General features: G+C 66.8%; 25 protein-coding genes. 15 read left to right on the top strand and 10 right to left on the bottom strand.

Annotated elements, in window-relative coordinates; all coding sequences use genetic code 11:
* Positions 1 to 11: 11 nt before the first annotated feature.
* On the bottom strand, positions 12 to 1,262 hold the full coding sequence (icd, locus tag EV147_RS00965; protein ID WP_130389269.1) for an NADP-dependent isocitrate dehydrogenase: 1,251 nt from the start codon (positions 1,260 to 1,262) through the stop codon (positions 12 to 14).
* A gap of 141 nt (positions 1,263 to 1,403) precedes the next feature.
* Here icd and EV147_RS00960 point away from each other — a divergent pair, with 141 nt between their 5' ends.
* The 3 genes from EV147_RS00960 to EV147_RS00950 all read left to right on the top strand — a co-directional run bounded on the left by EV147_RS00960 (position 1,404) and on the right by EV147_RS00950 (position 3,035).
* Positions 1,404 to 2,015: a pseudouridine synthase gene (locus tag EV147_RS00960; RefSeq protein WP_130389268.1), complete on the top strand. Its 612-nt coding sequence runs from the start codon at positions 1,404 to 1,406 to the stop codon at positions 2,013 to 2,015.
* A 127-nt stretch (positions 2,016 to 2,142) separates the two neighbouring features.
* Positions 2,143 to 2,331, top strand: coding sequence for a hypothetical protein (locus EV147_RS00955; protein ID WP_130389267.1), 189 nt, complete (start codon positions 2,143 to 2,145; stop codon positions 2,329 to 2,331).
* A 245-nt stretch (positions 2,332 to 2,576) separates the two neighbouring features.
* Positions 2,577 to 3,035 carry a DUF192 domain-containing protein gene (locus EV147_RS00950; RefSeq protein WP_130391145.1) on the top strand — a complete coding sequence of 153 codons (459 nt, stop codon included), beginning with the start codon at positions 2,577 to 2,579 and terminating at the stop codon, positions 3,033 to 3,035.
* Positions 3,036 to 3,078: 43 nt separating this feature from the next.
* Here EV147_RS00950 and EV147_RS00945 read toward each other — a convergent pair whose 3' ends face one another.
* On the bottom strand, positions 3,079 to 3,564 hold the full coding sequence (locus EV147_RS00945; RefSeq protein ID WP_130389266.1) for a YajQ family cyclic di-GMP-binding protein: 486 nt from the start codon (positions 3,562 to 3,564) through the stop codon (positions 3,079 to 3,081).
* Between the two features lie 71 nt (positions 3,565 to 3,635).
* Here EV147_RS00945 and murB point away from each other — a divergent pair, with 71 nt between their 5' ends.
* A complete protein-coding gene (gene murB, locus EV147_RS00940) occupies positions 3,636 to 4,646 on the top strand; it encodes a UDP-N-acetylmuramate dehydrogenase (protein WP_130389265.1) in 1,011 nt (336 codons plus the stop codon).
* Between the two features lie 15 nt (positions 4,647 to 4,661).
* Here murB and ppnP read toward each other — a convergent pair whose 3' ends face one another.
* Together ppnP and argF are read right to left on the bottom strand one after the other, a co-directional pair.
* Positions 4,662 to 4,973, bottom strand: a complete 312-nt coding sequence (gene ppnP, locus EV147_RS00935) for a pyrimidine/purine nucleoside phosphorylase (RefSeq protein ID WP_130389264.1) — start codon at positions 4,971 to 4,973, stop codon at positions 4,662 to 4,664.
* Positions 4,974 to 5,056: 83 nt separating this feature from the next.
* Positions 5,057 to 5,980: an ornithine carbamoyltransferase gene (gene argF / locus EV147_RS00930; RefSeq protein ID WP_130389263.1), complete on the bottom strand. Its 924-nt coding sequence runs from the start codon at positions 5,978 to 5,980 to the stop codon at positions 5,057 to 5,059.
* 403 nt (positions 5,981 to 6,383) lie between these two features.
* Here argF and EV147_RS00925 point away from each other — a divergent pair, with 403 nt between their 5' ends.
* Positions 6,384 to 6,686, top strand: coding sequence for a DUF3579 domain-containing protein (locus EV147_RS00925; protein ID WP_130389262.1), 303 nt, complete (start codon positions 6,384 to 6,386; stop codon positions 6,684 to 6,686).
* Between the two features lie 172 nt (positions 6,687 to 6,858).
* Here EV147_RS00925 and rpsT read toward each other — a convergent pair whose 3' ends face one another.
* Positions 6,859 to 7,125, bottom strand: a complete 267-nt coding sequence (gene rpsT / locus EV147_RS00920) for a 30S ribosomal protein S20 (protein WP_124683347.1) — start codon at positions 7,123 to 7,125, stop codon at positions 6,859 to 6,861.
* A 340-nt stretch (positions 7,126 to 7,465) separates the two neighbouring features.
* Between rpsT and murJ the strand changes: the two genes are divergently transcribed.
* Positions 7,466 to 9,016 (top strand): murein biosynthesis integral membrane protein MurJ, encoded by a 1,551-nt coding sequence (murJ, locus tag EV147_RS00915; protein ID WP_130389261.1) that lies wholly within the window; start codon positions 7,466 to 7,468, stop codon positions 9,014 to 9,016.
* Between the two features lie 16 nt (positions 9,017 to 9,032).
* Complete coding sequence (locus EV147_RS00910) at positions 9,033 to 9,881, top strand: SirB1 family protein (protein WP_130389260.1); 849 nt, start codon at positions 9,033 to 9,035, stop codon at positions 9,879 to 9,881.
* A gap of 24 nt (positions 9,882 to 9,905) precedes the next feature.
* Here EV147_RS00910 and EV147_RS00905 read toward each other — a convergent pair whose 3' ends face one another.
* A complete protein-coding gene (locus EV147_RS00905) occupies positions 9,906 to 10,541 on the bottom strand; it encodes a VTT domain-containing protein (protein WP_198680201.1) in 636 nt (211 codons plus the stop codon).
* A gap of 142 nt (positions 10,542 to 10,683) precedes the next feature.
* Between EV147_RS00905 and mutL the strand changes: the two genes are divergently transcribed.
* Together mutL and miaA are read left to right on the top strand one after the other, a co-directional pair.
* A complete protein-coding gene (gene mutL / locus EV147_RS00900; RefSeq protein ID WP_235844571.1) occupies positions 10,684 to 12,666 on the top strand; it encodes a DNA mismatch repair endonuclease MutL in 1,983 nt (660 codons plus the stop codon).
* 13 nt (positions 12,667 to 12,679) lie between these two features.
* Positions 12,680 to 13,645, top strand: a complete 966-nt coding sequence (miaA, locus tag EV147_RS00895; RefSeq protein ID WP_130389258.1) for a tRNA (adenosine(37)-N6)-dimethylallyltransferase MiaA — start codon at positions 12,680 to 12,682, stop codon at positions 13,643 to 13,645.
* Between the two features lie 66 nt (positions 13,646 to 13,711).
* On the opposite strand, the gene purM is transcribed toward miaA, so the two are convergent.
* Positions 13,712 to 14,764: a phosphoribosylformylglycinamidine cyclo-ligase gene (purM, locus tag EV147_RS00890; protein ID WP_130389257.1), complete on the bottom strand. Its 1,053-nt coding sequence runs from the start codon at positions 14,762 to 14,764 to the stop codon at positions 13,712 to 13,714.
* Between the two features lie 213 nt (positions 14,765 to 14,977).
* On the opposite strand from purM, the gene hda reads away from it, so the two are divergent.
* The 6 genes from hda (at position 14,978) to panB (ending at position 20,114) form a co-directional block, all read left to right on the top strand.
* Positions 14,978 to 15,691, top strand: coding sequence for a DnaA regulatory inactivator Hda (hda, locus tag EV147_RS00885; RefSeq protein ID WP_130389256.1), 714 nt, complete (start codon positions 14,978 to 14,980; stop codon positions 15,689 to 15,691).
* Positions 15,692 to 15,799: 108 nt separating this feature from the next.
* Complete coding sequence (locus tag EV147_RS00880) at positions 15,800 to 16,474, top strand: histidinol-phosphatase (protein WP_130389255.1); 675 nt, start codon at positions 15,800 to 15,802, stop codon at positions 16,472 to 16,474.
* Between the two features lies 1 nt (position 16,475).
* Positions 16,476 to 18,032: a polynucleotide adenylyltransferase PcnB gene (gene pcnB / locus EV147_RS00875; RefSeq protein WP_130389254.1), complete on the top strand. Its 1,557-nt coding sequence runs from the start codon at positions 16,476 to 16,478 to the stop codon at positions 18,030 to 18,032.
* 1 nt (position 18,033) lies between these two features.
* Positions 18,034 to 18,552: a 2-amino-4-hydroxy-6-hydroxymethyldihydropteridine diphosphokinase gene (gene folK / locus EV147_RS00870; RefSeq protein ID WP_130389253.1), complete on the top strand. Its 519-nt coding sequence runs from the start codon at positions 18,034 to 18,036 to the stop codon at positions 18,550 to 18,552.
* Between the two features lie 3 nt (positions 18,553 to 18,555).
* A complete protein-coding gene (locus EV147_RS00865; RefSeq protein ID WP_130389252.1) occupies positions 18,556 to 19,197 on the top strand; it encodes a deoxynucleoside kinase in 642 nt (213 codons plus the stop codon).
* Positions 19,198 to 19,292: 95 nt separating this feature from the next.
* Entirely contained in the window at positions 19,293 to 20,114 is an 822-nt protein-coding gene (panB, locus tag EV147_RS00860) for a 3-methyl-2-oxobutanoate hydroxymethyltransferase (protein ID WP_130389251.1), read from the top strand.
* A gap of 58 nt (positions 20,115 to 20,172) precedes the next feature.
* Here the strand turns inward: panB and EV147_RS00855 are convergent, their stop codons facing one another.
* From EV147_RS00855 to dnaK, 3 genes are all read right to left on the bottom strand, one after another.
* On the bottom strand, positions 20,173 to 22,023 hold the full coding sequence (locus EV147_RS00855; RefSeq protein ID WP_407923190.1) for a chorismate-binding protein: 1,851 nt from the start codon (positions 22,021 to 22,023) through the stop codon (positions 20,173 to 20,175).
* 114 nt (positions 22,024 to 22,137) lie between these two features.
* Complete coding sequence (dnaJ, locus tag EV147_RS00850) at positions 22,138 to 23,274, bottom strand: molecular chaperone DnaJ (protein ID WP_130389250.1); 1,137 nt, start codon at positions 23,272 to 23,274, stop codon at positions 22,138 to 22,140.
* Between the two features lie 173 nt (positions 23,275 to 23,447).
* On the bottom strand, positions 23,448 to 25,394 hold the full coding sequence (dnaK, locus tag EV147_RS00845) for a molecular chaperone DnaK (protein WP_130389249.1): 1,947 nt from the start codon (positions 25,392 to 25,394) through the stop codon (positions 23,448 to 23,450).
* Between the last annotated feature and the right edge of the window lie 104 nt (positions 25,395 to 25,498).

Genomic DNA, 25,498 nt, shown 5'->3' with positions numbered 1-25,498 from the left:
CGCCCCGGCAATCACATATTGTCGATCATGACCTGGCCGAAGCCCGAGCACGACACCTGCGTGGCGCCCTCCAGCAGCCGGGCGAAGTCGTAGGTGACCTTCTTCGACTGGATCGACTTCTCCATCGAGGCGATGATCAGGTCGGCGGCTTCGGTCCAGCCCATGTGGCGCAGCATCATTTCCGCCGACAGGATCTCCGAGCCGGGATTGACGTAGTCCTTGCCAGCGTACTTCGGGGCCGTGCCATGGGTGGCCTCGAACATCGCCACGGAATCGGACATGTTGGCGCCCGGCGCGATGCCGATGCCGCCCACCTGGGCCGCCAGCGCGTCGGAGATATAGTCGCCGTTCAGGTTCAGCGTGGCGATCACCGAGTATTCGGCCGGACGCAGCAGCACCTGCTGCAGGAACGCGTCGGCGATGGCGTCCTTGACCACGATGTCGCGGCCGGTCTTCGGATTCCTGATCTTGCACCACGGGCCGCCGTCCACCAGTTCGGCGCCAAACTCGCCCAGCGCGAGTTCATAGCCCCAGTCACGGAACCCGCCCTCGGTGTATTTCATGATGTTGCCCTTGTGCACCAGCGTCACCGAGGGCTTGTCGTTATCGATCGCATACTGGATCGCCTTGCGCACCAGGCGCTGGGTGCCCTGCTTCGACACCGGCTTGACGCCCACGCCAGAGGTGTCCGGAAAGCGGATCTTCTTGACGCCCATCTCCTCCTGCAGGAACGCGATCAGCTTCTTCGCGCCTTCGCTGCCGGCTTCCCATTCGATCCCGGCATAGATGTCTTCCGAGTTCTCGCGGAAGATCACCATGTCGGTCTTCTCGGGCTCGCGCACCGGCGAGGGCACGCCCTTGAAATAGCGCACCGGACGCAGGCAGACATAGAGGTCGAGCTGCTGGCGCAGCGCCACGTTGAGCGAGCGGATGCCGCCGCCCACCGGCGTGGTCAGCGGTCCCTTGATCGACACCACGTAGTCCTTGACCGCTTCGAGCGTCTCGTCGGGCAGCCAGACGTCCGGGCCATAGATCCGGGTGGACTTCTCGCCCGCGTAGATCTCCATCCAGCCGATTTTGCGTTGGCCGCCGTAGGCCTTGGCCACGGCCGCATCCACCACCTTCAGCATCACGGGCGTGATGTCTACGCCAATCCCGTCGCCTTCGATGTACGGAACGATCGGGTGATCGGGCACGTTCAGCGAGAAATCGGCGTTCACCGTGATCTTCTCGCCTGCCGGCACCTTGATGTGCTGATACATATCTGTCTCCAACTGCCGATGGGTCATGACTGGCGCCGGGCCATCGGGGGCGGCCCCGCGCGCTGCGATTGTGTTGTGCGAGTCATTGTAACGGGCGTTGCGCCGTGGCGCGCCCGCGCGGCTGGAGGATAATGCGCGCCCATGACCCTGATCGCCCTCAACAAGCCCTTTCAGACGATGAGCCAGTTCTCGGCGCATCCGACGCGGCCCACGCTGGCCGATTGCGTCGACCTGCCCGGCGTGTATCCGGCCGGCCGGCTCGATGCCGACAGCGAGGGCCTGCTGCTGCTGACCGACGATGGCGCGCTGCAGACCCGCATCGCGGACCCGCGCCACAAGCTCGAAAAAACCTATCTCGCGCAGGTGGAAGGCGTGCCCGACGACGCTGCGCTGGCGCGCCTGCGCCGTGGTGTCGATCTTGGCGATTTCACGACGCTGCCGGCACAGGCCCGCATCGTCGGCGAACCGGCCTGGCTCTGGGCGCGGCATCCGCCGATCCGGTATCGCGCAGCCATTCCTACCACCTGGCTCGAAGTGAAGATCCGCGAGGGCAAGAACCGCCAGGTGCGGCGCATGACGGCGGCGGTGGGCTTTCCGACGCTGCGGCTGGTGCGCGCGTCGATCGGCAAGGTCTCGGTAGCCGAACTTGGGCTGGGGCCCGGCCAATGGTGCGCGGTGGATGTCCGCGCATTAGGACTTGCGGAAGCCCGCACACCTGTCCGGCGCGCAATACAAGTTCGCGCAAGACCGTAAAACGCGGTTACAAATCACGATTATTGGCGGGTCAACGGCAGAAGATGGCGCGCCGTTTCTGGATGCAGACACGTATCAACACGCGTCGCCCCTCCGAACCCGGACTCAAATTCCAGAGGTAATCGCAATGAAAAAACTGATCGCTGCCGCGGTTGTCGGCCTGTTCGCCACCGGCGCGTTTGCACAGGCTCCGGCCGCTCCCGCGGCTGACGCCACGCCGGCCGCCACGCAATCGGCCAAGCCCGCGAAGACCCACAAGAAGCACACCAGGAAGCACGCCGCCAAGAAGGCCGCCGCCCCGGCATCGGCCAGCTGATCTGGCCAATCTGGTCAATCTGGCCAAACGGCGATACAAGGCAGGCCCGCCCCAGCGGCCTGCCTTTTTTGCCAAACGGCGATGCAAGGCAGGCCCGCCCCAGCGGCCTGCCTTTTTTGCCTGACGGCGATGCAAGGCAGGCCCGCCCCAGCGGCCTGCCTTTTTTCATGGTCGCCTGCAACGCGCACCGGCGCCGGCTGCGCTATGCTTGCGGCCTGCCGTCGAACTTCCATATCGATTCCGCCATGCCTCACGTGTTCAAGACCCTGCTGATCGTCGGCGCGATGGGTGCCGCCGCGCTGTCCGCCACGGCGCACGCCCAGACCGCGCTGCCCGTGATCCCGCTGACCGCAGGCATGTACGCCATCCAGGCCGAGGTGGCCGCGTCGCCCGAAGCGCGCGAGCGCGGGCTGATGTACCGCAAGACGATGCCGGCCAACACCGGCATGCTGTTCGTCTTCGAGGACAAGGCCGGGCACTGCTTCTGGATGAAGAACACCAACCTGCCGCTGTCGATCGCCTTCCTGGCCGATGACGGCAGCATCGTCAATATCGAGGACATGGCGCCGCAGACCGAGGACAACCATTGCCCGCGCGCCGCCGTGCGCTATGCGCTGGAGATGAACAAGGGCTGGTTTGCGCAGAAGGGCATCAAGCCCGGCGCGAAGATTGGCGGCCTGCCGCAGCCGCGGCAGGCGCAGTAGCCGCGCGGGCGCCGCGGCTGGGGCTTGGGGCTGAAACTGAAGCTCAGTCGCGGAAGTTGTTGAAGTCCAGCGGGGCTTCGCTCACGTCCTTGCGCAGCATCGCCATGACCGATTGCAGGTCGTCGCGCTTGGCGCCCGACACGCGCACGGCGTCGCCCTGAATGCTGGCCTGCACCTTGATCTTGCTGTCCTTGATCAGGCGCACGATTTTCTTCGACAGGTCGCCCGTCACGCCCTTCTTGATCGTGATGACCTGCTTGACCTTGTCGCCGCTGACCTTGTCGACCTTGCCATGGTCCAGGAAGCGCGTGTCCACGTTGCGCTTGGCCATCTTGTTGATCAGCACGTCCTTGACCTGGTCGAGCTTGAAGTTGTCGTCGGCGAACGCGGTCAGTTCGTTCTCCTTGTGCTCCACGCGGGCGTCGGAGCCCTTGAAGTCGAAGCGCGTGGAGATTTCCTTGTTGGCCTGCTCCACGGCGTTCTTCACTTCCACCATATTGGCTTCGCACACTACATCGAACGACGGCATCGTATTTCTCCTGGAATGCGGTTACGTATAATCGGGGCCTGCCCCGGCCCGGGGTGATTTCCCGACCTTGCATGGCAGATTTCCACGAATTTTATCCCCTGCGCGCCCACAATACATTCGGCTTCGACAGCCACGCGCGTCTGGCTGCACATATCCGCAGCGAATCCGACCTCGTCTCGGCCCTCTCCGACCCGCGGGCGGCCGGCCTGCCGGTGGTGGTGCTGGGCGGCGGCAGCAACGTGGTGCTGACCGGGGATCTCGACGCCAGTGTGCTGCTGATGGAAATTCCGGGCTACGAGGTCGGACACGATGCCGCCAACTGGCTGGTGACGGTGGGGGCGGGCGAGAATTGGCACGCCACGGTGGGCCGCACGATCGCCGACGGGATGCCGGGCCTCGAAAACCTGGCCCTGATCCCAGGCACGGTGGGCGCCGCGCCGATCCAGAACATCGGCGCCTATGGCGTGGAGCTGCGCGAGCGCTTCCACAGCCTGCGCGCGCTTGACCGCCAGACCGGCCAGTTCGTCACGCTCGACCTCGACACCTGCGCCTTTGGCTACCGCGACAGCCTGTTCAAGCGCGACGGCCGCGACCGCTACATCATCACGGCCGTGACGCTGCGCCTGCCCAAGGTCTGGCAGCCCGTGCTGAACTACGGCGAACTGGCGCGCGAGCTGGAATCGATACCGGCACCGGACGCGGCGCAGATCCGCGCGGCGGTGATTGCCATCCGCTCGCGCAAGCTGCCGGATCCGGCGCAGATCGGCAACGCGGGGTCGTTCTTCAAGAATCCGGTGGTGGAGGCTGCGCGGCGCGACGCCCTGTCGGCGCAATACCCGGCGCTGGTCAGCTATCCACAACCGGACGGCCGCTACAAGCTGGCCGCCGGCTGGCTGATCGACCAGTGCGGCTTCAAGGGGCTCGACGATGGCCCGGTGGGCGTCTACGGCAAGCAGGCGCTGGTGCTGGTGCACCACGGCGGCGGCACCGGCGCGGCGCTGCTGGGCCTGGCCAACCGCATCGCCGATACGGTCGAGGCCCGCTTCGGGGTGAGGATCGAACCGGAACCGGTGATCCTCTAGGCGAAACCTGCTTCCTTACTCGAAGTGGCAGACGTAATCGAGCGTCTCGGTCACTTCGATGTCGAAGCTGCTGTTGCCCGGCACGTTGAACTGCTGACCGGCGCCGTAGGTCTGCCAGTCGTCGGCACCCGCCAGGCGCACGCGGCAGCTGCCGGCATTGACTTCCATCACTTCCGGCGCGCCCGTGTTGAACGTCAGCGTGGCCGGGAAGATCACTCCCAGCGTCTTGCGCGTGCCATCGGCGAACAGGACCGTGTGGCTGATGCACTTGCCGTCGAAATACAGGTTGGCCTTCTTGACCACGGACACGTTGTCGAACTGGCTCATCTCACTCTCCTCGGAAACGAAAAACAAAACTGCGGACGCAAAAAAGGGAGCCGTCACGGCTCCCTTTCTCTCAACCCTGTGGCTCAATAGCGGCCGCAGAGCAGGTATTCCATCAGCGCCTTCTGCACATGCAGGCGGTTCTCGGCTTCATCCCAGACCACGCTCTGCGGGCCGTCGATGACCGCCGCCTCGACTTCCTCGCCCCGGTGGGCGGGCAGGCAGTGCATGAACAGCGCGTCGTCGGTGGCGCGGTCCATCATGGCCGTGGTCACCATCCAGTCCTTGAAGGCGCGCTTGCGGACGTCGTTCTCGGCCTCGAAACCCATGCTGGTCCACACGTCGGTGGTCACCAGGTGGGCGCCCTGGCAGGCTTCCAGCGGGTTGTCGAACACCTTGACACGCGCGGCGGCCGATTGCGGCACCATGGCCGGATCGAGCTGATAGCCCGGCGGCGCCGAGAAATGGAACGTGAAGTCAAGGCGTTCGGCGGCCTGGATCCAGGTGTACGACATGTTGTTGGCGTCGCCGATCCACGCCACGGTCTTGCCGGCGATGCTGCCGCGCTGCTCGATGTAGGTGAACACATCGGCCAGCACCTGGCACGGGTGGTATTCGTTGGTCAGGCCGTTGATGACCGGCACGCGCGAGTGCGCCGCAAAGCGGTCCAGGATGTCCTGGCCGTACGTGCGGATCATGATGATGTCGACCATGCGCGAGATCACCTGCGCGGCGTCCTCGATCGGCTCGCCGCGGCCCAGTTGCGAATCGCGCGTGTTCAGGAACACCGCATGGCCGCCAAGCTGGTGGACACCCGCCTCGAACGACAGGCGCGTACGCGTGGAATTCTTCTCGAAGATCATGGCCAGCGTGCGGTCGTGCAGCGGGTGCCAGGTCTCGTAGTTCTTGAACTTCGCCTTCAGGATTCTCGCGCGGTCCAGCAGGTACTCGTATTCCGAGGCACCGAGGTCGCTGAACTGGAGGTAATGCTTGATCGGGGTTGGGCTCATAAAACAAAGAAGGCGGCTCGCTTCGTGTCGCGGAGCCGCCTTTCGCGTCGCTTGCGCAATGTAGTGGCAATGATCATAAGGGATTATTCCAGCTTTGGCGAGTCCGCGCCGTTATACCGGGAGCGCCCCGCAAGCCGCCGGACATCGCCCGCTGACAGCTTCCCGACAGGAAAACGACGTATGCGTGAGTCTTATATAAGATATAATACCCGCTGATTCACGCGGGGCCCGGCATACCCTTGCCATGGCCCGCCGCCCGGCATCAAAAGTGCCCCCGCCGACACCCAGCGCCCCGCTCGTCTTATTCCGGCCGTGTGCGAACCAATCGCCAGCCGGACGCGTCAAACGGGCGCCCGTCGTGAGCGGGTTTACCGTCGAGTCACAAAGCAGACCCCCGCAGTCCATGACTACCCCCCACGTTCGCGAGTACTTCATCCAAGGCGTCACCAAGGAAGGCAGGACCTTTCGTCCCAGCGACTGGGCCGAGCGGCTGTGCGGCGTGATGGCGCAGTTCCGGCCCGAGGGCGATACCGGCGATCCCCGCCTGACCTACTCGCCCTATGTGCGGCCGGTGATCGTGGCGGGCGTCAAGAACGTGGTGGTCGATTCCCGCCTGCGCGACATCGAGCCCAAGGCGCTCGACTTCGTGCTGAACTTCGCGCGCGACAACGACCTGCAGGTGGTAGAGGCGTGCTCGCTCGAATGAGCGGCTGACCCCGCCGCCTGAACAAGCAAACCCGGCCGGACGCCGGGTTTTTTGTTGCCCGCCGTCCGGAAAACCGGGACCGAAGCGAAACCGGGCCCGAAATGCAAAAAGCCCGTCCGGAGACGGGCTTTTTGCAACTGCTCGGCCACCACGCGGGCGGCCGGGGCAGCGATCAGGCAGCCATCGACTTGATGGCGGCCGACAGGCGCGACTTGTGGCGTGCAGCCTTGTTCTTGTGCACGATCTTCTTGTCGGCGATGCTGTCGATGATGGTCTGCGACTGCTTGAAGATCTCGGCAGCGGCTGCCTTGTCGCCAGCGTCGATGGCCTTGCGAACGGCCTTGACGGCGGTACGCAGACGCGAGCGGAGGCTGGAGTTGTGGGCGTTCGCGGCGACGGCCTGGCGCGCGCGCTTGCGAGCTTGTGCGGAATTTGCCATGTATCTCTTCCTGAATTCAGTGTGCGCGCCCGGGGCGACGCAATAATTTGGGACGCAACAATTAAGTCACATCTTGCGACCCGGGATGTTCGACAAACGAATCCTTGGACGCGACTGTCCTTGCGAATCGGCGATTATACACACACGTCGGCGGCGCAGGCAAGCCTGCCAACCGCTTCCGCCCCGAACCGGCCGCAAGTGCCGCCGCCGTTGGCCGATCCGTATAATAAGCGCCACATCTGGCGCCCGGCACCCTCGAAAACGTGGCGCCGCCGCAACCAAACGACCGTGCGGGCGTCTGAAACGCGTCCGCCACCCGCTCGTCCCCCGGTTTCCGATCTTGAACCTGCTCAAAGCGCTTGCCACCATCAGCGGCCTGACGATGCTGTCGCGCATCACCGGCCTGCTGCGCGAAATCCTGATTGCCCGCGCATTCGGCGCCTCGGAACTGACCGACGCCTTCAACGTGGCCTTCCGCATCCCCAACCTGCTGCGCCGGATCTTCGGCGAGGGCGCGTTCTCGCAGGCCTTCGTGCCGATCCTGAACGAGTACCACGGCAAGCGCGGCGACGAGGAGACCCGGCACCTGATCGACGCCGTGGCCACGGTCATGGCCTGGGCGCTGGCCGCGGTGTCGCTGCTCGGCGTGATCGGCGCCCCGGTGGTCATGACCGTGGTGGCCACCGGCTTCCGGGGCGAGGCCGGCACCTACGACGCCGCCGTGTTCATGACGCGCGTCATGTTCCCGTACATCGGCCTGATCTCGATGGTGGCGCTGGCCTCGGGCGTGCTGAACACCTGGCGCAACTTCGCGGTGCCGGCCTTTACCCCGGTGCTGCTGAACCTGAGCCTGATCGTGGCGGCGGTCTTCGTCGGCCCCCACATGGACCAGCCGATCTACGCCCAGGCCTGGGGCGTGCTGGTGGGCGGCGTGCTGCAACTGCTGATCCAGGTGCCCGCCCTGCGCCGCCTGGGCGTGCTGCCGCGGGTCTCGCTGAACCTGCGCGCGGCCTGGGCCAACCCCGGCGTGCGGCGCGTGGTCAAGCAGATGGCGCCGGCGCTGCTGGCCGTGTCCGTGGCGCAGATCAGCCTGATCATCAATACCAACATCGCGTCGCGGCTCGGCGCCGGGGCGGTGTCGTACATCACCTATGCCGACCGCCTGATGGAATTCCCGACGGCGCTGCTTGGCGTAGCGCTCGGCACCATCCTGCTGCCCAGCCTGTCCAAGGCCAACGCCGCCGACAACCGCGAGGAATATTCGGGCCTGCTCGACTGGGGCCTGCGGCTGACCTTCCTGCTGGCGCTGCCGTGCGCGGCCGGGCTGATCCTGTTCGGCACGCCGCTGACCTCGGTGCTGTTCAACTATGGCCGCTTCGACGCCCATGCCGTCGAGATGACGCGCCAGGCGCTGGCCACCTACGGAATCGGGCTGCTGGCGATCATCCTGATCAAGATCCTGACCCCGGGCTTCTATGCGCGGCAGGACATCCGCACGCCCGTCAAGATCGCCATTTTCGTGCTGATCATCACGCAGCTGGCCAACTTCGCGTTCGTGCCGCTGCTCGGGCACGCCGGCCTGCCGCTGTCGATCAGCTTCGGCTCCACGGTCAACGCGCTGCTGCTGTTCTTCGGGCTGCGCCGGCGTGGCTTCTACCGGCCCTCGGCGGGCTGGGGGCTGTTCCTGCTGCGGCTGGTGGCGGCCATGCTGATCCTGTCGGGCATGCTGATGTGGTTTGCGCGCAATTTCGACTGGGTGGCGCTGGGGGGCACGCCGTGGCTGCGCGTGGCGCTGCTGGCGGCCTGCCTGGTACTTGCGGCAACGGTCTACTTCGGTACACTGTGGCTCATGGGCCTGCGCTATGCGGCCTTCCGGCGCCGCGCCGGCTAGTCAGGAAACACCGCCCATGACCTCCACGAAAGTCCTGGATTACTTTGCCAGCCTCGTGGCCGACGACGATGCGATCCCGCTCACGGAAACCGCGCTCGCCATCGCCCAGGATGCCTACCCGGACCTCGACCTGCAGGCGGAACTGGCGGCGCTGGACGTGCTGGCCGTAAGGCTCAAGCGCCGTATCGCCGAAGGCACCCCCGCCATCCAGCGCCTGCGCCTGCTGAACCATTTCTTCTACCGCGACCTCGGCTTCGGCCCGAACGCGAACGACTACTACGACCCCGACAACTCGTACCTGAACATGGTGCTCAAGCAGCGCCGGGGCATTCCGATCTCGCTGGCCGTGCTGTACCTGGAGCTGGGCCAGCAGATCGGGCTGCCGCTCAAGGGCGTGTCGTTCCCGAACCATTTCCTGGTGCGCATGACGATTCCGGCCGGCGAGGTCGTGCTCGATCCGCTGACCGGTGAAACGCTGTCGAAGGAACAACTGCAGGAGATGCTCGAGCCCTATCTCGAACGGGAAGGGATTTCGGATGCATCCGAGGTGCCGCTGGGATTGTTCCTGCAGGTGGCCGGGCACCGCGAGATCATCGCGCGCATGCTGCGCAACCTGAAGGCGATCTATCTGCAGGAATCGCGCTGGCAGCGGCTGCTGGCGGTGCAGAACCGGCTGGTGATCCTGCTGCCCGATTCGATCGAGGAAGTCCGCGACCGGGGGCTGGCGTACGCCAACCTGGAGTGCTTCCGGCCGGCGCTGGAGGACCTGGAAGCCTATGTCCAGGCCCGCCCCGACGCGGCCGATTCCACCCAGATCCGCGACCGCATGCCGGCCTTGCGCAACATGAGCCGCAGCCTCGACTGAGGCGTGCGGCGGGGTACGCCCTGATCAGGGCTTGCGGCTTGCCGGGCGGCGCGGGCCGCGCACCAGCTTCCACAGGCCGCCCAGCACCAGCGGCACCACGGCCGCGCCGATACCGGCCAGCACGATCAGGTTCAGGTACTGCTTGATGAACGGCAGGTTGCCGAAGAAGTAGCCGGCGAACACCAGGCCGAACACCCAGGCGGCCGCGCCGATCACGTTGAACAGCTGGAAGCGCACGAACGTCATCTGCGACACGCCGGCCACGAACGGCGCGAACGTGCGCACGATCGGGATGAAACGCGCCATCACCAGCGTCTTGCCGCCGTGGCGCTCGTAGAAATCATGCGTCTTGCGCAGCGCGTTCTGGTCCAGGAAGCGCCAGTGCTGGTCGAACACCTTGGGCCCGATCCAGCTGCCGACGAAATAATTGACCGTGTTGCCGATGATCGCGGCCGCGAACAGCAGGCCCGACAGCGCCCACTCGTTCATTGCGCCCGTGGCGCACATCGCCCCGGCAATGAACAGCAGCGAGTCGCCCGGCAGGAAGGGCAGCACCACGAGGCCGGTTTCGGCGAAGACGATGGCAAACAGGATGCCGTAGACCCAGACGCCGTAATTCAGCACGAACTGGTCGAGAAACTTGTCGACATGGAGAACCATGTCCATCAGGTGCAATACGGTATCCAACGCGGTGTCCCCAATTGAAGAAGGCCCCCATCATACAAGAGCCGGTTTGGCGCCGAGGTTACGGAACTGTCATAACTGTGCCGAAATCGTGTCCGCGCGCACGTATAATCGCCCGATGCCCGCCGACGCCGCCCGCCCTGACCTTTCCACGCCTGCCCCCAACACCGCGCGCACCGCGCAGCCGGGCCGCCCGATCAGGCCGCTGCCCGACCAGCTGATCAGCCAGATCGCCGCCGGCGAGGTGGTGGAACGGCCGGCCTCGGTGGTCAAGGAACTGCTTGAAAACGCGCTCGACGCGGGCGCCACGCAGCTCGGCATCCGGCTGGAAGAAGGCGGCGTGCGGCGTATCGTCATCACCGACAACGGCTGCGGCATCCCGGCCGACGAACTGCCCGTGGCGCTGATGCGCCATGCCACGAGCAAGATCGCCTCGCTCGACGAACTCGAATCGGTACTGACGCTGGGTTTCCGGGGCGAGGCGCTGGCGTCGATTGCCTCGGTCTCGCACCTCGTGCTGACCAGCCGCACCGCCGCCGACGCGCACGCCACCCAGATCAGCGCCGATACCGGCCACGTTCAGCCGGCTTCCGGCGGCGTGGGCACGATGATCGACGTGCAGCACCTGTACTTCAACACGCCGGCACGTCGTAAATTCCTCAAGACCGAGCAGACCGAGGTGGGGCATTGCCTGGAGATGATCCGGCGTGTGGCGCTGGCGCGGCCTGACGTCACGATCTCGGTGCATCACAACGGCAAACCGCTCGAACACTGGAATGCCGGCGACGTCGCCACGCGCACCGCGCAGGTGCTTGGCAGCGACTTCGCGCGTGCCCGCCTGCCGCTCGACGAAGGCGCCGACGCGCTGCACCTCTACGGCTTTGCCGGGCTGCCCACCGCCTCGCGCGGGCGGCCGGACCAGCAGTATTTCTTCGTCAACGGCCGCTTCGTGCGCGACAAGCTGCTGACCCACGCCGTACGCAGTGCCTATCAGGACGTGCTGCACGGCGACCGCTTTCCCTCGTACGTGCTGTGCCTGGACCTGCCGCCCGAACTGGTCGATGTGAACGTGCATCCGTCCAAGATCGAGGTGCGCTTCCGCGAATCGCGCGCCGTGCACCAGTTCGTCTACCACGCGGTGCAGCGCTGCCTGGCGCGCCAGGCCGGCGAGGTGGGCGACAGCCTGCATTCCGATACCGGCGACGGCGCGGGCCTCTCGCCCTCGTCGGCTCCGAACGCGCCGGCCGCGCCGGGCGGCGCTTCGCAGTGGATCAACTACTCTGCCGGGCGCCAGTCGGAACTCGGCATCGCCCAGCCGCGCCAGGCCTACCTCGGCATGGTGCGCGCCGCCACGTCCGGCGATGGCACGGCGGCGCGGGCCTGGCAGCCTTCGTCACAGCCGCCCGCCTGGCTGGCCGACGCTCAGGCGGCCCGCGCCGACGAGCCGCCGAGCCTGCTCGACCGGCTGCCGGCGCAGCCGTCGGCACTGCCCGGCGACGAGCCGGGGGCCGGCGACGACCATCCGCTCGGCTACGCCGTGGCGCAACTGCATGGCATCTACGTGCTGGCGCAGAACGCGCGCGGGCTGGTGCTGGTGGACATGCACGCGGCGCACGAGCGCATCCTCTACGAACAGATCAAGGCCGGGCTCGATGCGCGCGACCTGGCCGTGCAGCCGCTGCTGATCCCGGTCACGCTGCCGGCCAACCCGGTGGAGATCGGCGCCGCCGAGGAACATCAGGAAACGCTGCAGCTACTGGGATTCGACATCGCGCCGGTGTCGCCCACGACGCTGGCCGTGCGCGCCATTCCCGCGCTGCTCAAGCAGGCCGACGCCGAGGCGCTGGCGCGCGACGTGCTACGCGACCTGCAATCGTTCGGCGGCTCGCGCGTGCTGGCCGAGCGCCAGAACGAACTGCTGGCCACGCTGGCCTGCCACAGCGCCGTGCGCGCCAATCGCAAGCTGACCATCGAGGAAATGAACGCGCTGCTGCGCCAGATGGAACAGACCGAGCGCGCCGACCAGTGCAACCACGGCCGCCCCACCTGGGTGCAGCTCACGGTGGCCGAACTGGACCGGCTGTTCCTGCGCGGCCAGTAATCGTATTTCCGCCATGTCATCGCAGCTTTCCGCGCCGTTTTCCGCGTTTCCGCCGGTCGTCTGCCTGCTCGGGCCCACGGCGTCGGGCAAGACCGCTGCCGCGCTGGCGCTGGCCGCGCGCCGGCCGGTCGAGATCATCAGCCTGGATTCCGCGCTGGTGTATCGCCAGATGGATATCGGCACGGCCAAGCCCACGCCAGCCGAGCTGGCCAGCGCGCCGCACCACCTGATCGACATCATCGACCCGCTCGACAGCTATTCGGCCGCCCAGTTCGTGGCCGACGCCGAGCGGCTGATCGGCGAAATCCGCCAGCGCGATCGCACGCCACTGATCGTCGGCGGCACGATGCTCTATTACAAGGCGCTGACGCAGGGCCTCAACGACCTGCCGCAGGCCGACCCCGCCGTGCGCGCCGAACTCGATGCGCTGGCCGCGGGGCGCGGCTGGCCCGCGCTGCACGCGATGCTGGCCGAGGTGGATCCGGTCACCGCCGCGCGGCTGGCGCCCAACGATGCGCAACGGATCCAGCGCGCGCTGGAAATCCACCGCCTGAGCGGCCAGCCGATGTCCGCGCTGCTGGCGCGCGAGGCCGCGGCGCGCACCTTCACGGGCGCCGCCGACGCGCGCTATCGCGTGATTGCGCTGGAGCCGTCGGACCGCGCCGTGCTGCACGCCCGGATCGCCGAACGTTTCGACGCCATGCTGGCCGGCGGGCTGATTGCCGAAGTGGAGCGCCTGCGCGCGCGCGGCGACCTGCACCTGGGCTTGCCGTCGATGCGCTGCGTCGGCTACCGGCAGGTCTGGGAGTATCTCGATGGGGATTGCGATTACGCCACGATGCGCGAGCGCGGGATCGCGGCGACGCGGCAACTGTGCAAGCGGCAGTTGACGTGGCTGCGGAGTACACCCGAACGGGTGAGCGTGGACTGCCTGGGGGGGGATTACGTTGCTGAGGTGGAGCGGGCGGCGGGGTGGTAGTTTCTTCACCGCCTGGTCTTTGTTCCCCTCTCCCAGAGGGAGAGGGGAAAACCAGCAGTGGAAAAGTTACACCACCACCGTCTGCGCCTGGCCTTCGGCCCGTGCCTCGATCGCGCCGATCTCCCAGACTGCCTCGCCGGCGGCCTGCAGGTGGCGGATCGCGCGTTCGGCGTCTTCCTTGGCCACGATCACGACCATGCCGATGCCGCAGTTGAACACGCGGTGCATTTCGGCGTCGGCGACGTTGCCTTCCTTCTGCAGCCACTGGAACAGCGGCGGCAGCGTCCAGGCGTCCTTCTTGATCACGGCGGTCAGGTTGTCGGCCAGCACGCGCGGCACGTTCTCGGTCAGGCCGCCGCCGGTGATGTGGGCCATGCCCTTGACCGGCAGCGTCTCGATCAGCGACAGCAGCGGCTTCACGTAGATGCGCGTGGGCGCCATGATGGCGTCCTGCAGGCGCTGGCCGTGGAAGTCGGCGTTCAGGTCCGGCTTCGACACCTCGATGATCTTGCGCACCAGCGAGTAGCCGTTGGAATGCGCGCCCGACGAGGCCAGGCCCAGCACCACGTCGCCCGGCTGGATCGTCGATCCGTCGATGATCTTCTTCTTTTCCACGGCGCCCACCGCGAAACCGGCCAGGTCGTACTCGCCGTCCGGGTACATGCTCGGCATTTCGGCGGTTTCGCCGCCGATCAGCGCGCAGCCAGCCAGTTCGCAACCATGGGCGATGCCCTGGATCACGGTGGCGGCGGTGTCCACATCGAGCTTGCCGCAGGCGAAGTAGTCGAGGAAGAACAGCGGCTCGGCGCCCTGCACCAGGATGTCGTTGACGCTCATCGCCACGAGGTCCTGGCCCACGGTGTCGTGGCGGTTCAGCTGGAACGCCAGCTTGAGCTTGGTACCCACGCCGTCGGTGCCCGAGACCAGCACGGGCTCCTGGAACTTCTTCGACAGTTCGAACAGCGCGCCGAACCCGCCGATGCCGGCCATCACGCCCTCGCGCATGGTGCGCTTGGCGAACGGCTTGATCCGGTCGACCAGGGCGTCGCCGGCTTCGATGTCAACACCGGCGTCGCGGTAGGAAAGGCCTGCCTGGCCGGCGGTCGGGGATGCGCTCATGAGAACCTGCTTGTCTTTGAGGAGGGTAAAGTCTGGAATACGCCGCTTGAGACGCTTCCGACGCCGGAAAGGCGAAACGGACGCGGAACACGGGCGCGACTCCAGTAAAATCGCGATTTTAACGGATACAGGCTCCCGGCGACCAGTGACTCGCCGAGAAACCGCCTGCCGCCCTGCCAACCCTTGCCCCGCCGGGCCTTTCGATGCGCGCCAATGTCACCGCGTCCAAGTCATAAGCAGTTGTCGCTCGAACTGGGCAGCCCGCCGCCGTCCACGTTCGAGAACTTCTTCGTGGCCGCCAACCGCGAGCCCGTGCAACGCCTGCGCGAGCTGCCGGGGCTGGTGGCGCGCGAGCATGCCGACGACCGCCTGATCTACCTCTGGGGCGAGACCGGCTCGGGCCGCACGCATCTGCTGCACGCCATCTGCGACGCCGCGCTGCACGGCGGGCTGAACTGCCGCTACCTGAGCCCGCACCACGCGCTGTCCGATTTCATCTTCGACCCGGCCTGCCAGATCTATACCGTGGACGACGTCGAACTGCTCGACGAAGCCCGCCAGATCGCCGTGTTCTCGCTATACAACGAAGTGCGCGCCCACGTACGCTGCGCCATCGTGGTGGCGGGCGGCCTGGCGCCGCGCGCCATGCCGGTACGTGAAGATCTGCGCACACGGCTGGGCTGGGGGCTGGTCTACCAGCTCGAATCGTTGTCAGACGACGACAAGATGGCCGCCCTGGTGCAGGCGGCCCGGGAGCGGGGGCTGCAGCTCTCGCCCGAGATCCCGCACTGGCTCGTGACGCGGCATTACCGCGACATGCCCAGCCTGATGGCCCTGCTCGACGCGCTCGACATGTACGCGCTGGAACGCAAGCGCGCCGTGACGCTGCCGCTGCTTCGGGAGATGTTTGCCGAATTCCGCGAGTAGCCGCCCGCCGGCGGACGCCTCCAGGGGGCGCGCTGGCATGAAACCCGCTCACCTCCCGCGCCGGGCCAATCCGACCGCCCGTTGCACTCTAATGTAAAATCGCGCCCCATGAATCTGGCACTGTTTGACCTCGACCACACCCTGATCCCGACCGACAGCGACCATGAATGGGGCCGCTTCCTGGTCCGCATGGGCGTCGTCGACGAGGAATCGTATCGTCGCAAGAACGACGAGTTCTATAGCCAATACAAGGCTGGCACGCTCGATATCCAGGAATTCCTGCGTTTCGCGCTGGCGCCGCTGGCCGCCAACCCGCGCGACCGGCTGGACCAGTGGCGCGTGCGCTTCATGCACGAGGTCATCGAGCCGGTGATCACGCCGCAGGCCCGCGCGCTGGTCTACAAGCACCTGGAAGCGGGCGACCTGTGCGCCGTGGTGACCGCCACCAACAGCTTCGTCACCGCCCCGATCGCCCAGGCGTTCGGCATCAAGCACCTGATCGCCACCGAACCGGCCACGCTCGACGGCAAGCCGGACAGCGCCTTCACCGGCGAGGTCTTTGGCGTGCCGAGCTTCCGCGAAGGCAAGATCACCCGCGTGGAAAGCTGGCTCAAGAGCCTGGGCGCCAAGTGGGATGACTTCGGCACCACCACGTTCTACAGCGATTCCGCCAACGACCTGCCGCTGCTCGAGAAGGTCAGCGAGCCGGTGGCCGCCAACCCCGACGACCGCCTGCGCAACCGCGCGGCCGAGGCCGGCTGGCCCATCATGGACCTGTTCTGACGTGATCAAGAAGCTCATCAACCGGCTGCTCGGCAAGCCGGGCCCCAAGCAGCGCCGCACCGGCCGCGCCCACACCCAGCGCGTGGTCGGCGTGGACGAACACCGCATCGACCCGTCGCTGATCTCGCGCAATGCGGTCAAGGTCACGTCCACGCTCCAGCAGGCCGGCTACCAGGCCTTCATCGTGGGCGGCGCCGTGCGCGACCTGCTGCTCGGCATCAAGCCCAAGGATTTCGACGTGGCCACCAACGCCACGCCCGAGCAGGTGCAGGCGCTGTTCCGCCGCTCGCGCATCATCGGCCGGCGCTTCCAGATCGTGCATGTGACGTTCTACGGCGGCCGCGAGCAGGAAATCATCGAGGTGTCGACGTTCCGCGCCCTCGTGGACGCCGTGGCCAGCGAGACGCTGCCCGAAGGCCGCCGCCTGAAGCGCGCCGAGCTCGACAGCAAGACCCATGCGATCGACGCCAGCGGCCGCGTGCTGCGCGACAACGTCTGGGGCTCGCAGGCCGAGGACGCCGAGCGCCGCGATTTCACGATCAACGCGATGTACTACGATCCGGCCGCCCAGACCGTGCATGACTACCATCACGGCATGGAAGACATCCGCGCGAAGACGCTGCGGATGATCGGCGACCCGGTCACGCGCTACCGCGAAGACCCGGTGCGCATGCTGCGCGTGGTGCGCTTTGCCGCCAAGACCGGTTTCGGCATCGACGAGGACACCCGCGTGCCGATCGCCGAGCTGGCGCCGCTGATCCACAACGTGCCGAGCGCGCGGCTGTTCGACGAAATGCTCAAGCTGCTGATGTCGGGCCACGCCTGGGCGTCGCTGCAGGAGCTGCGCAAGGCCGGCCTGCACAAGGGCCTGCTGCCGCTGCTGGACGTGGCGATCGAGCAGCCGATGGGCCAGCGCTTCGTGCAGCTGGCGCTCGACAACACCGACCGCCGCGTGCAGGCGGGCAAGCCGGTCTCGCCGGGCTTCCTGTTCGCCTCGCTGCTGTGGCACCACGTGCTGCAGCGCTGGACCAAGCTGCGCGAAGGCGGCGAGCATCCGATCGCGGCGCTGAACACGGCCATGGACATGGTGCTCGAAAAGCAGACCGGCCAGCTGGCGATCCAGCGCCGCTTCGTGACCGACATGCGCGACATCTGGGGCATGCAGCCGCGCTTCGAGAAGCGCGTGGGCCGCATGCCGTTCCGCCTGCTCGAATCGCCGCGCTTCCGCGCCGGCTACGATTTCCTGCAGTTGCGCTGCGAAGCCGGCGAGCAGCCGGCCGAGCTGGGCCAGTGGTGGACCGATTTCCAGAACTCGCCGCCCGACGAGCGCGAGGCGCTGATCCAGTCCGTCAAGCCCACGCGCGGCAAGGCCGGCAAGTCAATGGAAGAGGACGGTCCGGAGCACGCCGGCGAGCCCACGGGCGACGCCCCGGCGCGCAAGCGGCGCCGTCGGCGGAATCCCCGGAAATCGGATACAGTGTCTTCCCGCAGCGAGGCGGATTCCGCCGATGGCGAACACGCCGTGAAGGAATCGCGCCCCGCCCAGCCGGAGGAATGACATGACGCTTGCCTTCATCGGCATTGGCGCCAACATGGGTGACGCGCGCCAGGCGCTGAAAGACGCCATCGTATGCCTGGCCCAGCAGGTCGGGATCACGGTGGCCGCCCGGTCCTCGTTCTATCGCACCGCACCGGTCGATGCCACGGGCAGCGACTATTTCAACGCCGTGATCAAGGTCGAGACCACGTTCACGGCGCCGCAGCTGCTGCGCATCTGCCACCACATCGAGGACCAGTTCGGCCGCGAGCGCCCTTTTCGCAACGCGCCGCGCACGCTGGACCTCGACCTGCTGCTGTTCGGCGACGGCACGATGGCTTCCGAGGCGCTGACCGTGCCGCATCCGCGCATCACCGAACGCGCGTTCGTGCTGGTGCCGCTGCTCGAACTCGACCCCAACGTCGAGATCCCGGGCCACGGGCGCGCCGCCGATTACCTGGCAGGCGTCAGCAATCAGCGCATCGAGAAGATTTCCTCATGCAAGTGCACGCGGCTGCAGGAAGGCGGCACGGGGGGCTGAGCCATGCTCGACCATCTGCGCCGCATCGTCGTGGAAGGCCCGCTCGGATCGGGCAAGGCGGCGCTGGCCCAGCGGCTGGCCCAGGCCCTGCGGGCCGGCGAACTGCCTGACGGCGCGCGCCACAACCCCTTCCTCGAACGCTACTACCGCGAACCGCAACGCTACGCGCTGGCCATGCAGCTGGCCTGCCTGAACCAGCGCGCCACCCAGCTTCAGCAATGGCACGCGGCGATGCTCGCCGGCCATCGCATGATCTCCAATTTCCTGTTCGCGCGGGACCGGCTCTACGCGTCGCTGACGCTCGAGGCCGACGAACTGGCGCTCTACGACGCGCTGGCGGCGCGGCTGCAGGTGCCTGCCCAGCGTGTGGACCTGGTCATCATGCTGCAGGCCACGCCGTCGCTGCTGCGCGAGCGCATCGCGCGCCGGGGCCTGCCAGGCGAAACCGGCATCGAGGAACAGTACCTGCAGCGCCTCACGGAAGCCTACGGCGAGATGTTCCACACCTATGATGACGCGCCTGTCATGATCGTCGACACCGCGCACTTCAATCCGGTGGACAACGACGGCGATTTCCGTACACTGTTGTCGCGCATCGAGACCATGCGAGGCCGCCGCGCCTTCCTGAATCTCGCCGCGACCTGAGTTGTCGCTGCGCCTACCATAACGACAACGGCCCCCGCCGGCATGCCTGCGCGCAGCCGGCGCACAACGCGGCCGCCACTCCTACGGGCACTGCCATGAGCTACCTCCTCGAACCCTCCCGCAAGACCATCACCATCCCGAAGCTGCAGGCCATGCGCGACGCGGGTGAAAAGATCGTCATGCTGACCGCGTACGACTCGAGCTTCGCCGCGCTGCTGGACTACTGCGGCGTGGAGATGATCCTGGTGGGCGATTCACTCGGCAACGTGATGCAGGGCCAGCAGACCACGCTGCCCGTGACGCTCGCGCACATGGTCTACCACACCGAATGCGCGGCACGCGGCAACCAGACCGCGCTGCTGGTGTCGGACCTGCCGTTCGGCACCTACCCGACGCCCGAAGCGGCGTTCGAAAGCGCCGCCGCCCTGATGCGCGCCGGCGCGCAGATGGTGAAGATCGAAGGCGGCGAGTGGGCCGCGCCGATCGTGAAATTCCTGGTCGAGCGCAGCATTCCGGTGTGCGCCCACATCGGCCTGACGCCGCAGTCGGTGCACGCCTTCGGCGGCTTCAAGGTGCAGGGCAAGACCGAGGCCGGCGCCGCCCAGCTCAGGCGCGACGCGCTGGCGCTGCAGCAGGCCGGCGCCCAGGTGGTGCTGATGGAAGCGGTGCCCGCCAAGGTGGCCGGCGAAGTGACCGAACTGCTGACCGTGCCGACGATCGGCATTGGCGCGGGTGTCGACTGCACGGGCCAGGTGCTGGTGCTGCAGGACATGCTGAACATCTACCCGGGCCGCAAGGCCAAGTTCGTCCGCAACTTCATGGATGGGCAGCCGTCAATCGAGGCGGCGGTGCGCGCGTATGTGGCGGCGGTGAAGGATGGCAGTTTCCCGGCGGTGGAGCATACGTTTGCGGCGTGAGGGCATCCATGTCCCGCTGGTTGGCTTCCCTCTCCCGCCTGCGGGAGAGGGAAGCAAGTTAGCGGGATGCCTGACGCACTGCCGCCCGCATCACCCCTCGCAACGCATTCACCACCACCACCTGATCGGCACGCAGCACCATCTCCCGCGTGATCGTTGCCTCGGCCACGGGGCCATCGATCCGTGCATCGCCCTCCTCCAGCACCACCGCTCGCATCACCCCGGGCAGGATGTCCGCCGACAAGGGCGGCGTCAGCCAGCGCCCATCCACCTTGACGAAGACCGACGTGCGGCCGCCTTCGAGCAGTTCGTCGCGCGTGTTGAAGAACAGCGCGTCGAAGGCGCCCCGGCGCTCGGCGGCCTGCCAGCCGGCGTCGTACGTGGCGCGGGCGCTGATCTTGTGGCGACGCAGCGCATCGGCCACGGGGAGTCGTAATTCCGCCAATTCCACGCTGACTACGGCCTCGGCCAGCGGCACCAGCGCGCCGTGGGCGAAGGCCAGCGTGCCGCGCTTGTCGACGCTCATGCGCAGCCGCCAGTTACCGTCGCCGAGGCGCGCCGCTTCGGCCTGCAGCGCGGCGCGGGCGGCTTCCGGATCGAAGGCAAACCCGAATGCCGCCGCCGATGCCGCAATGCGCCGCAAGTGACGCTCGACGTACTGCACGCCGCCACGCTGGGCGCGCATGGTCTCGAACAGCGTGAATCCGGGGTCGTGCAAGGTCAGGAAGCGGGCTTTCCAGCCGCACTCTGCGAATTCGTCGGTGGCCACGCTGTCATGGACGATGCCGCCGCCCACGCCCATTTCGGCGGGCCGCAGACCGTCCGGCCCGGTGGCGCCCAGCACCAGCGTGCGGATCGCCACGGACATGCCCAAGGCGCCCAGCGGCGCCCCCTGCGCCGGGGCGTCGAGCCAGCCGATCGAGCCGGTGTAGAGGCCGCGCGGCGAAGATTCCAGCTCGGCGATGAGCTGCATCGTGCGGCGCTTCGGCGCGCCCGTGATCGAGCCGCACGGGAACAGTGCATGCATCAGTTCGCCGAACGTCGTGTCTGGCCTTGCCGAGGCGGTGACCGTGGAGGTCATCTGCAGCACGCGGCCGAACGGTTCCACCACGAAGCGGTCCGGCACCGCCACGCTGCCCGGCACGGCGATGCGGCCGAGGTCGTTGCGCAGCAGGTCGACGATCATCACGTTTTCGGCGCGGTTCTTGGCATCGGCAGCCAGCGCGGCGGCGGCACGGGCATCCTGCTGCGCATCGCCCGAGCGCGGCGCCGTGCCTTTCATCGGGCGTGCCACGAGCCGCCCGGTGCCATCGTGGGCGACGAACAGTTCGGGTGACAGCGAGAGCACCCATTGGTCGCCCGGCAGAGACGCCAGCACACCGAAGGGCACCGGCTGGGCGGCACGCAGCGCGGCGTAGAACGTCACCGGATCGCCAAAAACTTCGAATCCGAGGCGCTGCGTGAAATTGACCTGATAGGTGTCGCCAGCCTCGATCCAGGCATGGATGCGGGCGATGGCTGCCGCGTACTGCTCCGGCGTCAGGTTGCCCGAGACGCCGAGCGCACCGGCGGGGCCGGAGGCGGCGCGTTCGTCGATCCACTGGGCCGCCTGGCCAGCGTCGAGCATCGCCAGGTCGCGGAACCAGAGCAGGCGCAGCGCGCCGTCATGGAACGGCAGTGCGTCATCGACACGTACCGGGGCGCCGACCAGCGCGCCGCCAAATTCGTACGGGGCGAAGAGCGTGACATGGAGACCGGCACGCCAGCCTGCTTCGAGCAGGATATCGAGTGTGGCGGTGTCGGCACCGGGCGGCACGCGGTCCTCGCGGACGAAGCCGGTGTAGAGGCGCGAGGCGGCGACGCCGGGGGCGTGGGCGTCGTCCAGGAGGACGAAGGGGGTGGTTTGCAACGGGTTCGAGCGTGATCGGTGATTGAATCGCTGGCCTGTCCAGCACCCACAATACATAAAAAAACCGGCCACGTTTGTCACGTAGCCGGTTTCATCGTTCGCGGCAGTGCGCGATCAGCTGAAGAACCCCTTCACCTTATCCAACCACGACTGTTCCTGCGGGCTGTGGCGCGAGCCGCCCTCGTGAACCGAACGGTCGAACTGGCGCAGCAGTTCCTTCTGGGCGTCGGTCAGCTTGACCGGCGTCTCCACGTTCACATGCACGTAGAGGTCGCCGGGGTAGCCCGAGCGCACGCCCTTGATGCCCTTGCCGCGCAGGCGGAACGTCTTGCCGGCCTGGGTGCCTTCGGGCACCGGGAAGCTGACGCGGCCGTTCAGCGTCGGCACCTCGATGTCGCCGCCAAGCGCCGCTACGGCGAACGAGATCGGCATCTGGCAGTGCAGGTCGTCGCCATCGCGCTCGAACACCTCGTGCTGCTTGATGTGCACTTCGACGTACAGGTCGCCCGGCGGGCCGCCGTTGATGCCCGGCTCGCCGTTGCCCGACGAGCGGATGCGCATGCCCTCGTCGATCCCGGCCGGGATCTTCACTTCGAGCGTCTTCTGCGACTTCAGCTTGCCCTGGCCATGGCACTTGGTACACGGCTTCGGGATGAACTTGCCGCTGCCGTGGCACTTCGGGCAGGTCTGCTGCATCGTGAAGAAGCCCTGCGACACGCGCACCTGGCCCACGCCGTTACAGGTCGGGCAGGTTTCCACCGACGAACCCGGCTCGGCGCCGTTGCCGTGGCAGTGTTCGCAGTCGTCCCAGTGCGGCACGCGGATCTGCGCCTCGTGGCCGTGCGCGGCCTGCTCCAGCGAGATTTCCATGCTGTAGCGCAGGTCGGCGCCGCGATACGCCTGCGGGCCATTGCCACGGCGGCCGCCGGCCTGCTGGCCGAAGATATCGCCGAAGATGTCGCCGAACGCCTCGGCGAAGCCGCCGTTGCCGAAACCGCCCGCGCCGAAGCCGCCGGCCATGTTCGGGTCCACGCCGGCGTGGCCGTACTGGTCGTAGGCCGCCTTCTTCTCGGGGTCGGAGAGCATCTCGTAGGCCTCCTTGACCTCCTTGAATTTCTCCTCGGCTTCCTTGTTGTCCGGATTGCGGTCCGGGTGGTACTTCATCGCGAGCTTGCGATAAACCTTCTTGATCTCGTCGTCGCTCGCGTTCTTGCCTACCCCGAGCACTTCGTAGTAGTCACGTTTTGCCATGGTGGCTCATACCTGATAAGCCCGGCGGGCCCTGAAAACACCCGCCGCGCGATAAGCAAAAAAGCCGAGCGCGGTGTCCGACCGTGGTTTTCACCGCAAGTCAGACCACCGTCGCCCGGCGTCGGGAACGGGCGGCGGCGCCGGCATCACCCGCGCCGCCGCCCCCGTCCCGCTTACTTCTTGTCGTTGACTTCCTTGAACTCGGCATCCACGACGTTGTCGTCCTGCGGCTGGGCCTGCTGCTGGCCGCCGGCTGCACCGGCCGCGCCCGCGGCACCGGCTTCGCCAGCCTGGGCCTGCATGTCGGCGTAGATCTTCTCGCCCAGCTTCTGGCTGACTTCCGACAGCGCGGCAACCTTGGCATCGATCTCGGTCTTGTCGCCACCGCGTGCGGCGTCTTCCAGTTCCTTGACCGCAGCCTCGATCTTTTCCTTCTCGCCGGCTTCGAGCTTGTCGCCATGCTCGGTCAGCGCCTTGCGGGTCGAGTGGATCAGCGCATCGGCCTGGTTGCGGGCGTCAGCCAGCTCGCGGGCCTTCTTGTCTTCCTCGGCGTTGGCCTCGGCGTCCTTGACCATGCGCTGGATCTCGTCTTCCGACAGCCCCGAGTTCGCCTTGATCGTGATGCGGTTTTCCTTGCCGGTGGCCTTGTCCTTGGCGCCCACGTGCAGGATGCCGTTGGCGTCGATGTCGAACGAGACCTCGATCTGCGGCGTGCCGCGCGGCGACGGCGGAATGCCTTCCAGGTTGAACTCGCCCAGCAGCTTGTTACCGCTGGCCATCTCGCGCTCGCCCTGGAACACCTTGATCGTCACGGCCGGCTGGTTGTCGTCGGCGGTCGAGAACACCTGGGCGTGCTTGGTCGGGATGGTCGTGTTCTTGCTGATCATCTTCGTCATCACGCCGCCGAGCGTCTCGATGCCCAGCGACAGCGGCGTCACGTCCAGCAGCAGCACGTCGGTACGGTCGCCCGACAGCACCGAGCCCTGGATCGCGGCACCCACGGCCACGGCTTCATCGGGGTTCACGTCCTTGCGGGCTTCCTTGCCGAAGAAGTCGCGCACCTGCTCCTGAACCTTGGGCATGCGGGTCATGCCGCCCACCAGGATCACGTCGTCGATGTCGCTGACCTTGACGCCGGCGTCCTTGATCGCGGTGCGGCACGGTTCGATCGTGCGCGTGATCAGCTCTTCCACCAGCGATTCGAGCTTGGCGCGCGTCATCTTCAGGTTCAAGTGCTTCGGACCCGAGGCGTCGGCCGTGATGTACGGCAGGTTGATCTCGGTCTGCTGGGCGCTCGACAGTTCGATCTTGGCCTTTTCAGCGGCTTCCTTCAGGCGCTGCAGGGCCAGCACGTCCTTCGACAGGTCGACGCCCTGTTCCTTCTTGAACTCGCCGATGATGTAGTCGATGATGCGCTGGTCGAAATCTTCGCCGCCCAGGAACGTATCGCCGTTGGTCGACAGCACTTCGAACTGCTTCTCGCCGTCCACGTCCGCGATCTCGATGATCGAGATGTCGAACGTACCGCCGCCGAGGTCATACACGGCGATCTTGCGGTCGCCCTTCTCGTTCTTGTCCAGGCCGAACGCCAGCGCGGCGGCCGTCGGCTCGTTGATGATCCGCTTGACTTCCAGGCCGGCGATGCGGCCGGCGTCCTTGGTTGCCTGGCGCTGCGAGTCGTTGAAGTACGCCGGCACCGTGATCACGGCCTCGGTCACCGGCTCGCCCAGGTAGTCCTCGGCGGTCTTCTTCATCTTGCGCAGCACTTCGGCGGACACCTGCGGCGGGGCCAGCTTCTGGTCACGCGCGCCTACCCATGCGTCGCCGTTGTCGGCCTTGACGATGGCGTACGGCATCAGGCCGATGTCCTTCTGGACTTCCTTCTCTTCGAACTTGCGGCCGATCAGGCGCTTCACGGCATAGAGCGTGTTGCGCGGATTGGTCACGGCCTGCCGCTTGGCGGGCGCGCCGACCAGGATCTCGCCATCTTCCATGTAGGCGATGATCGACGGGGTGGTGCGCGTGCCTTCGGCGTTCTCGATGACCTTCGGGGTGTTGCCTTCCAGAATGGCCACGCAGCTGTTTGTGGTACCGAGGTCGATACCGATGATCTTACCCATAGTGTTCTCTCCTATTGAGCCCTGTCTCTCAGCAGGGGCAGCAATTCAACCTGAGTGCGAAATGTGGCCGGTCGGGGCCATTTCAAGGGTGTAATCCGCAAATC

The sequence above is a fragment of the Cupriavidus agavae genome, assembly GCF_004217045.1.
Lineage (GTDB): Bacteria > Pseudomonadota > Gammaproteobacteria > Burkholderiales > Burkholderiaceae > Cupriavidus > Cupriavidus agavae.
This window is presented reverse-complemented; position numbering and strand designations above follow the sequence as displayed.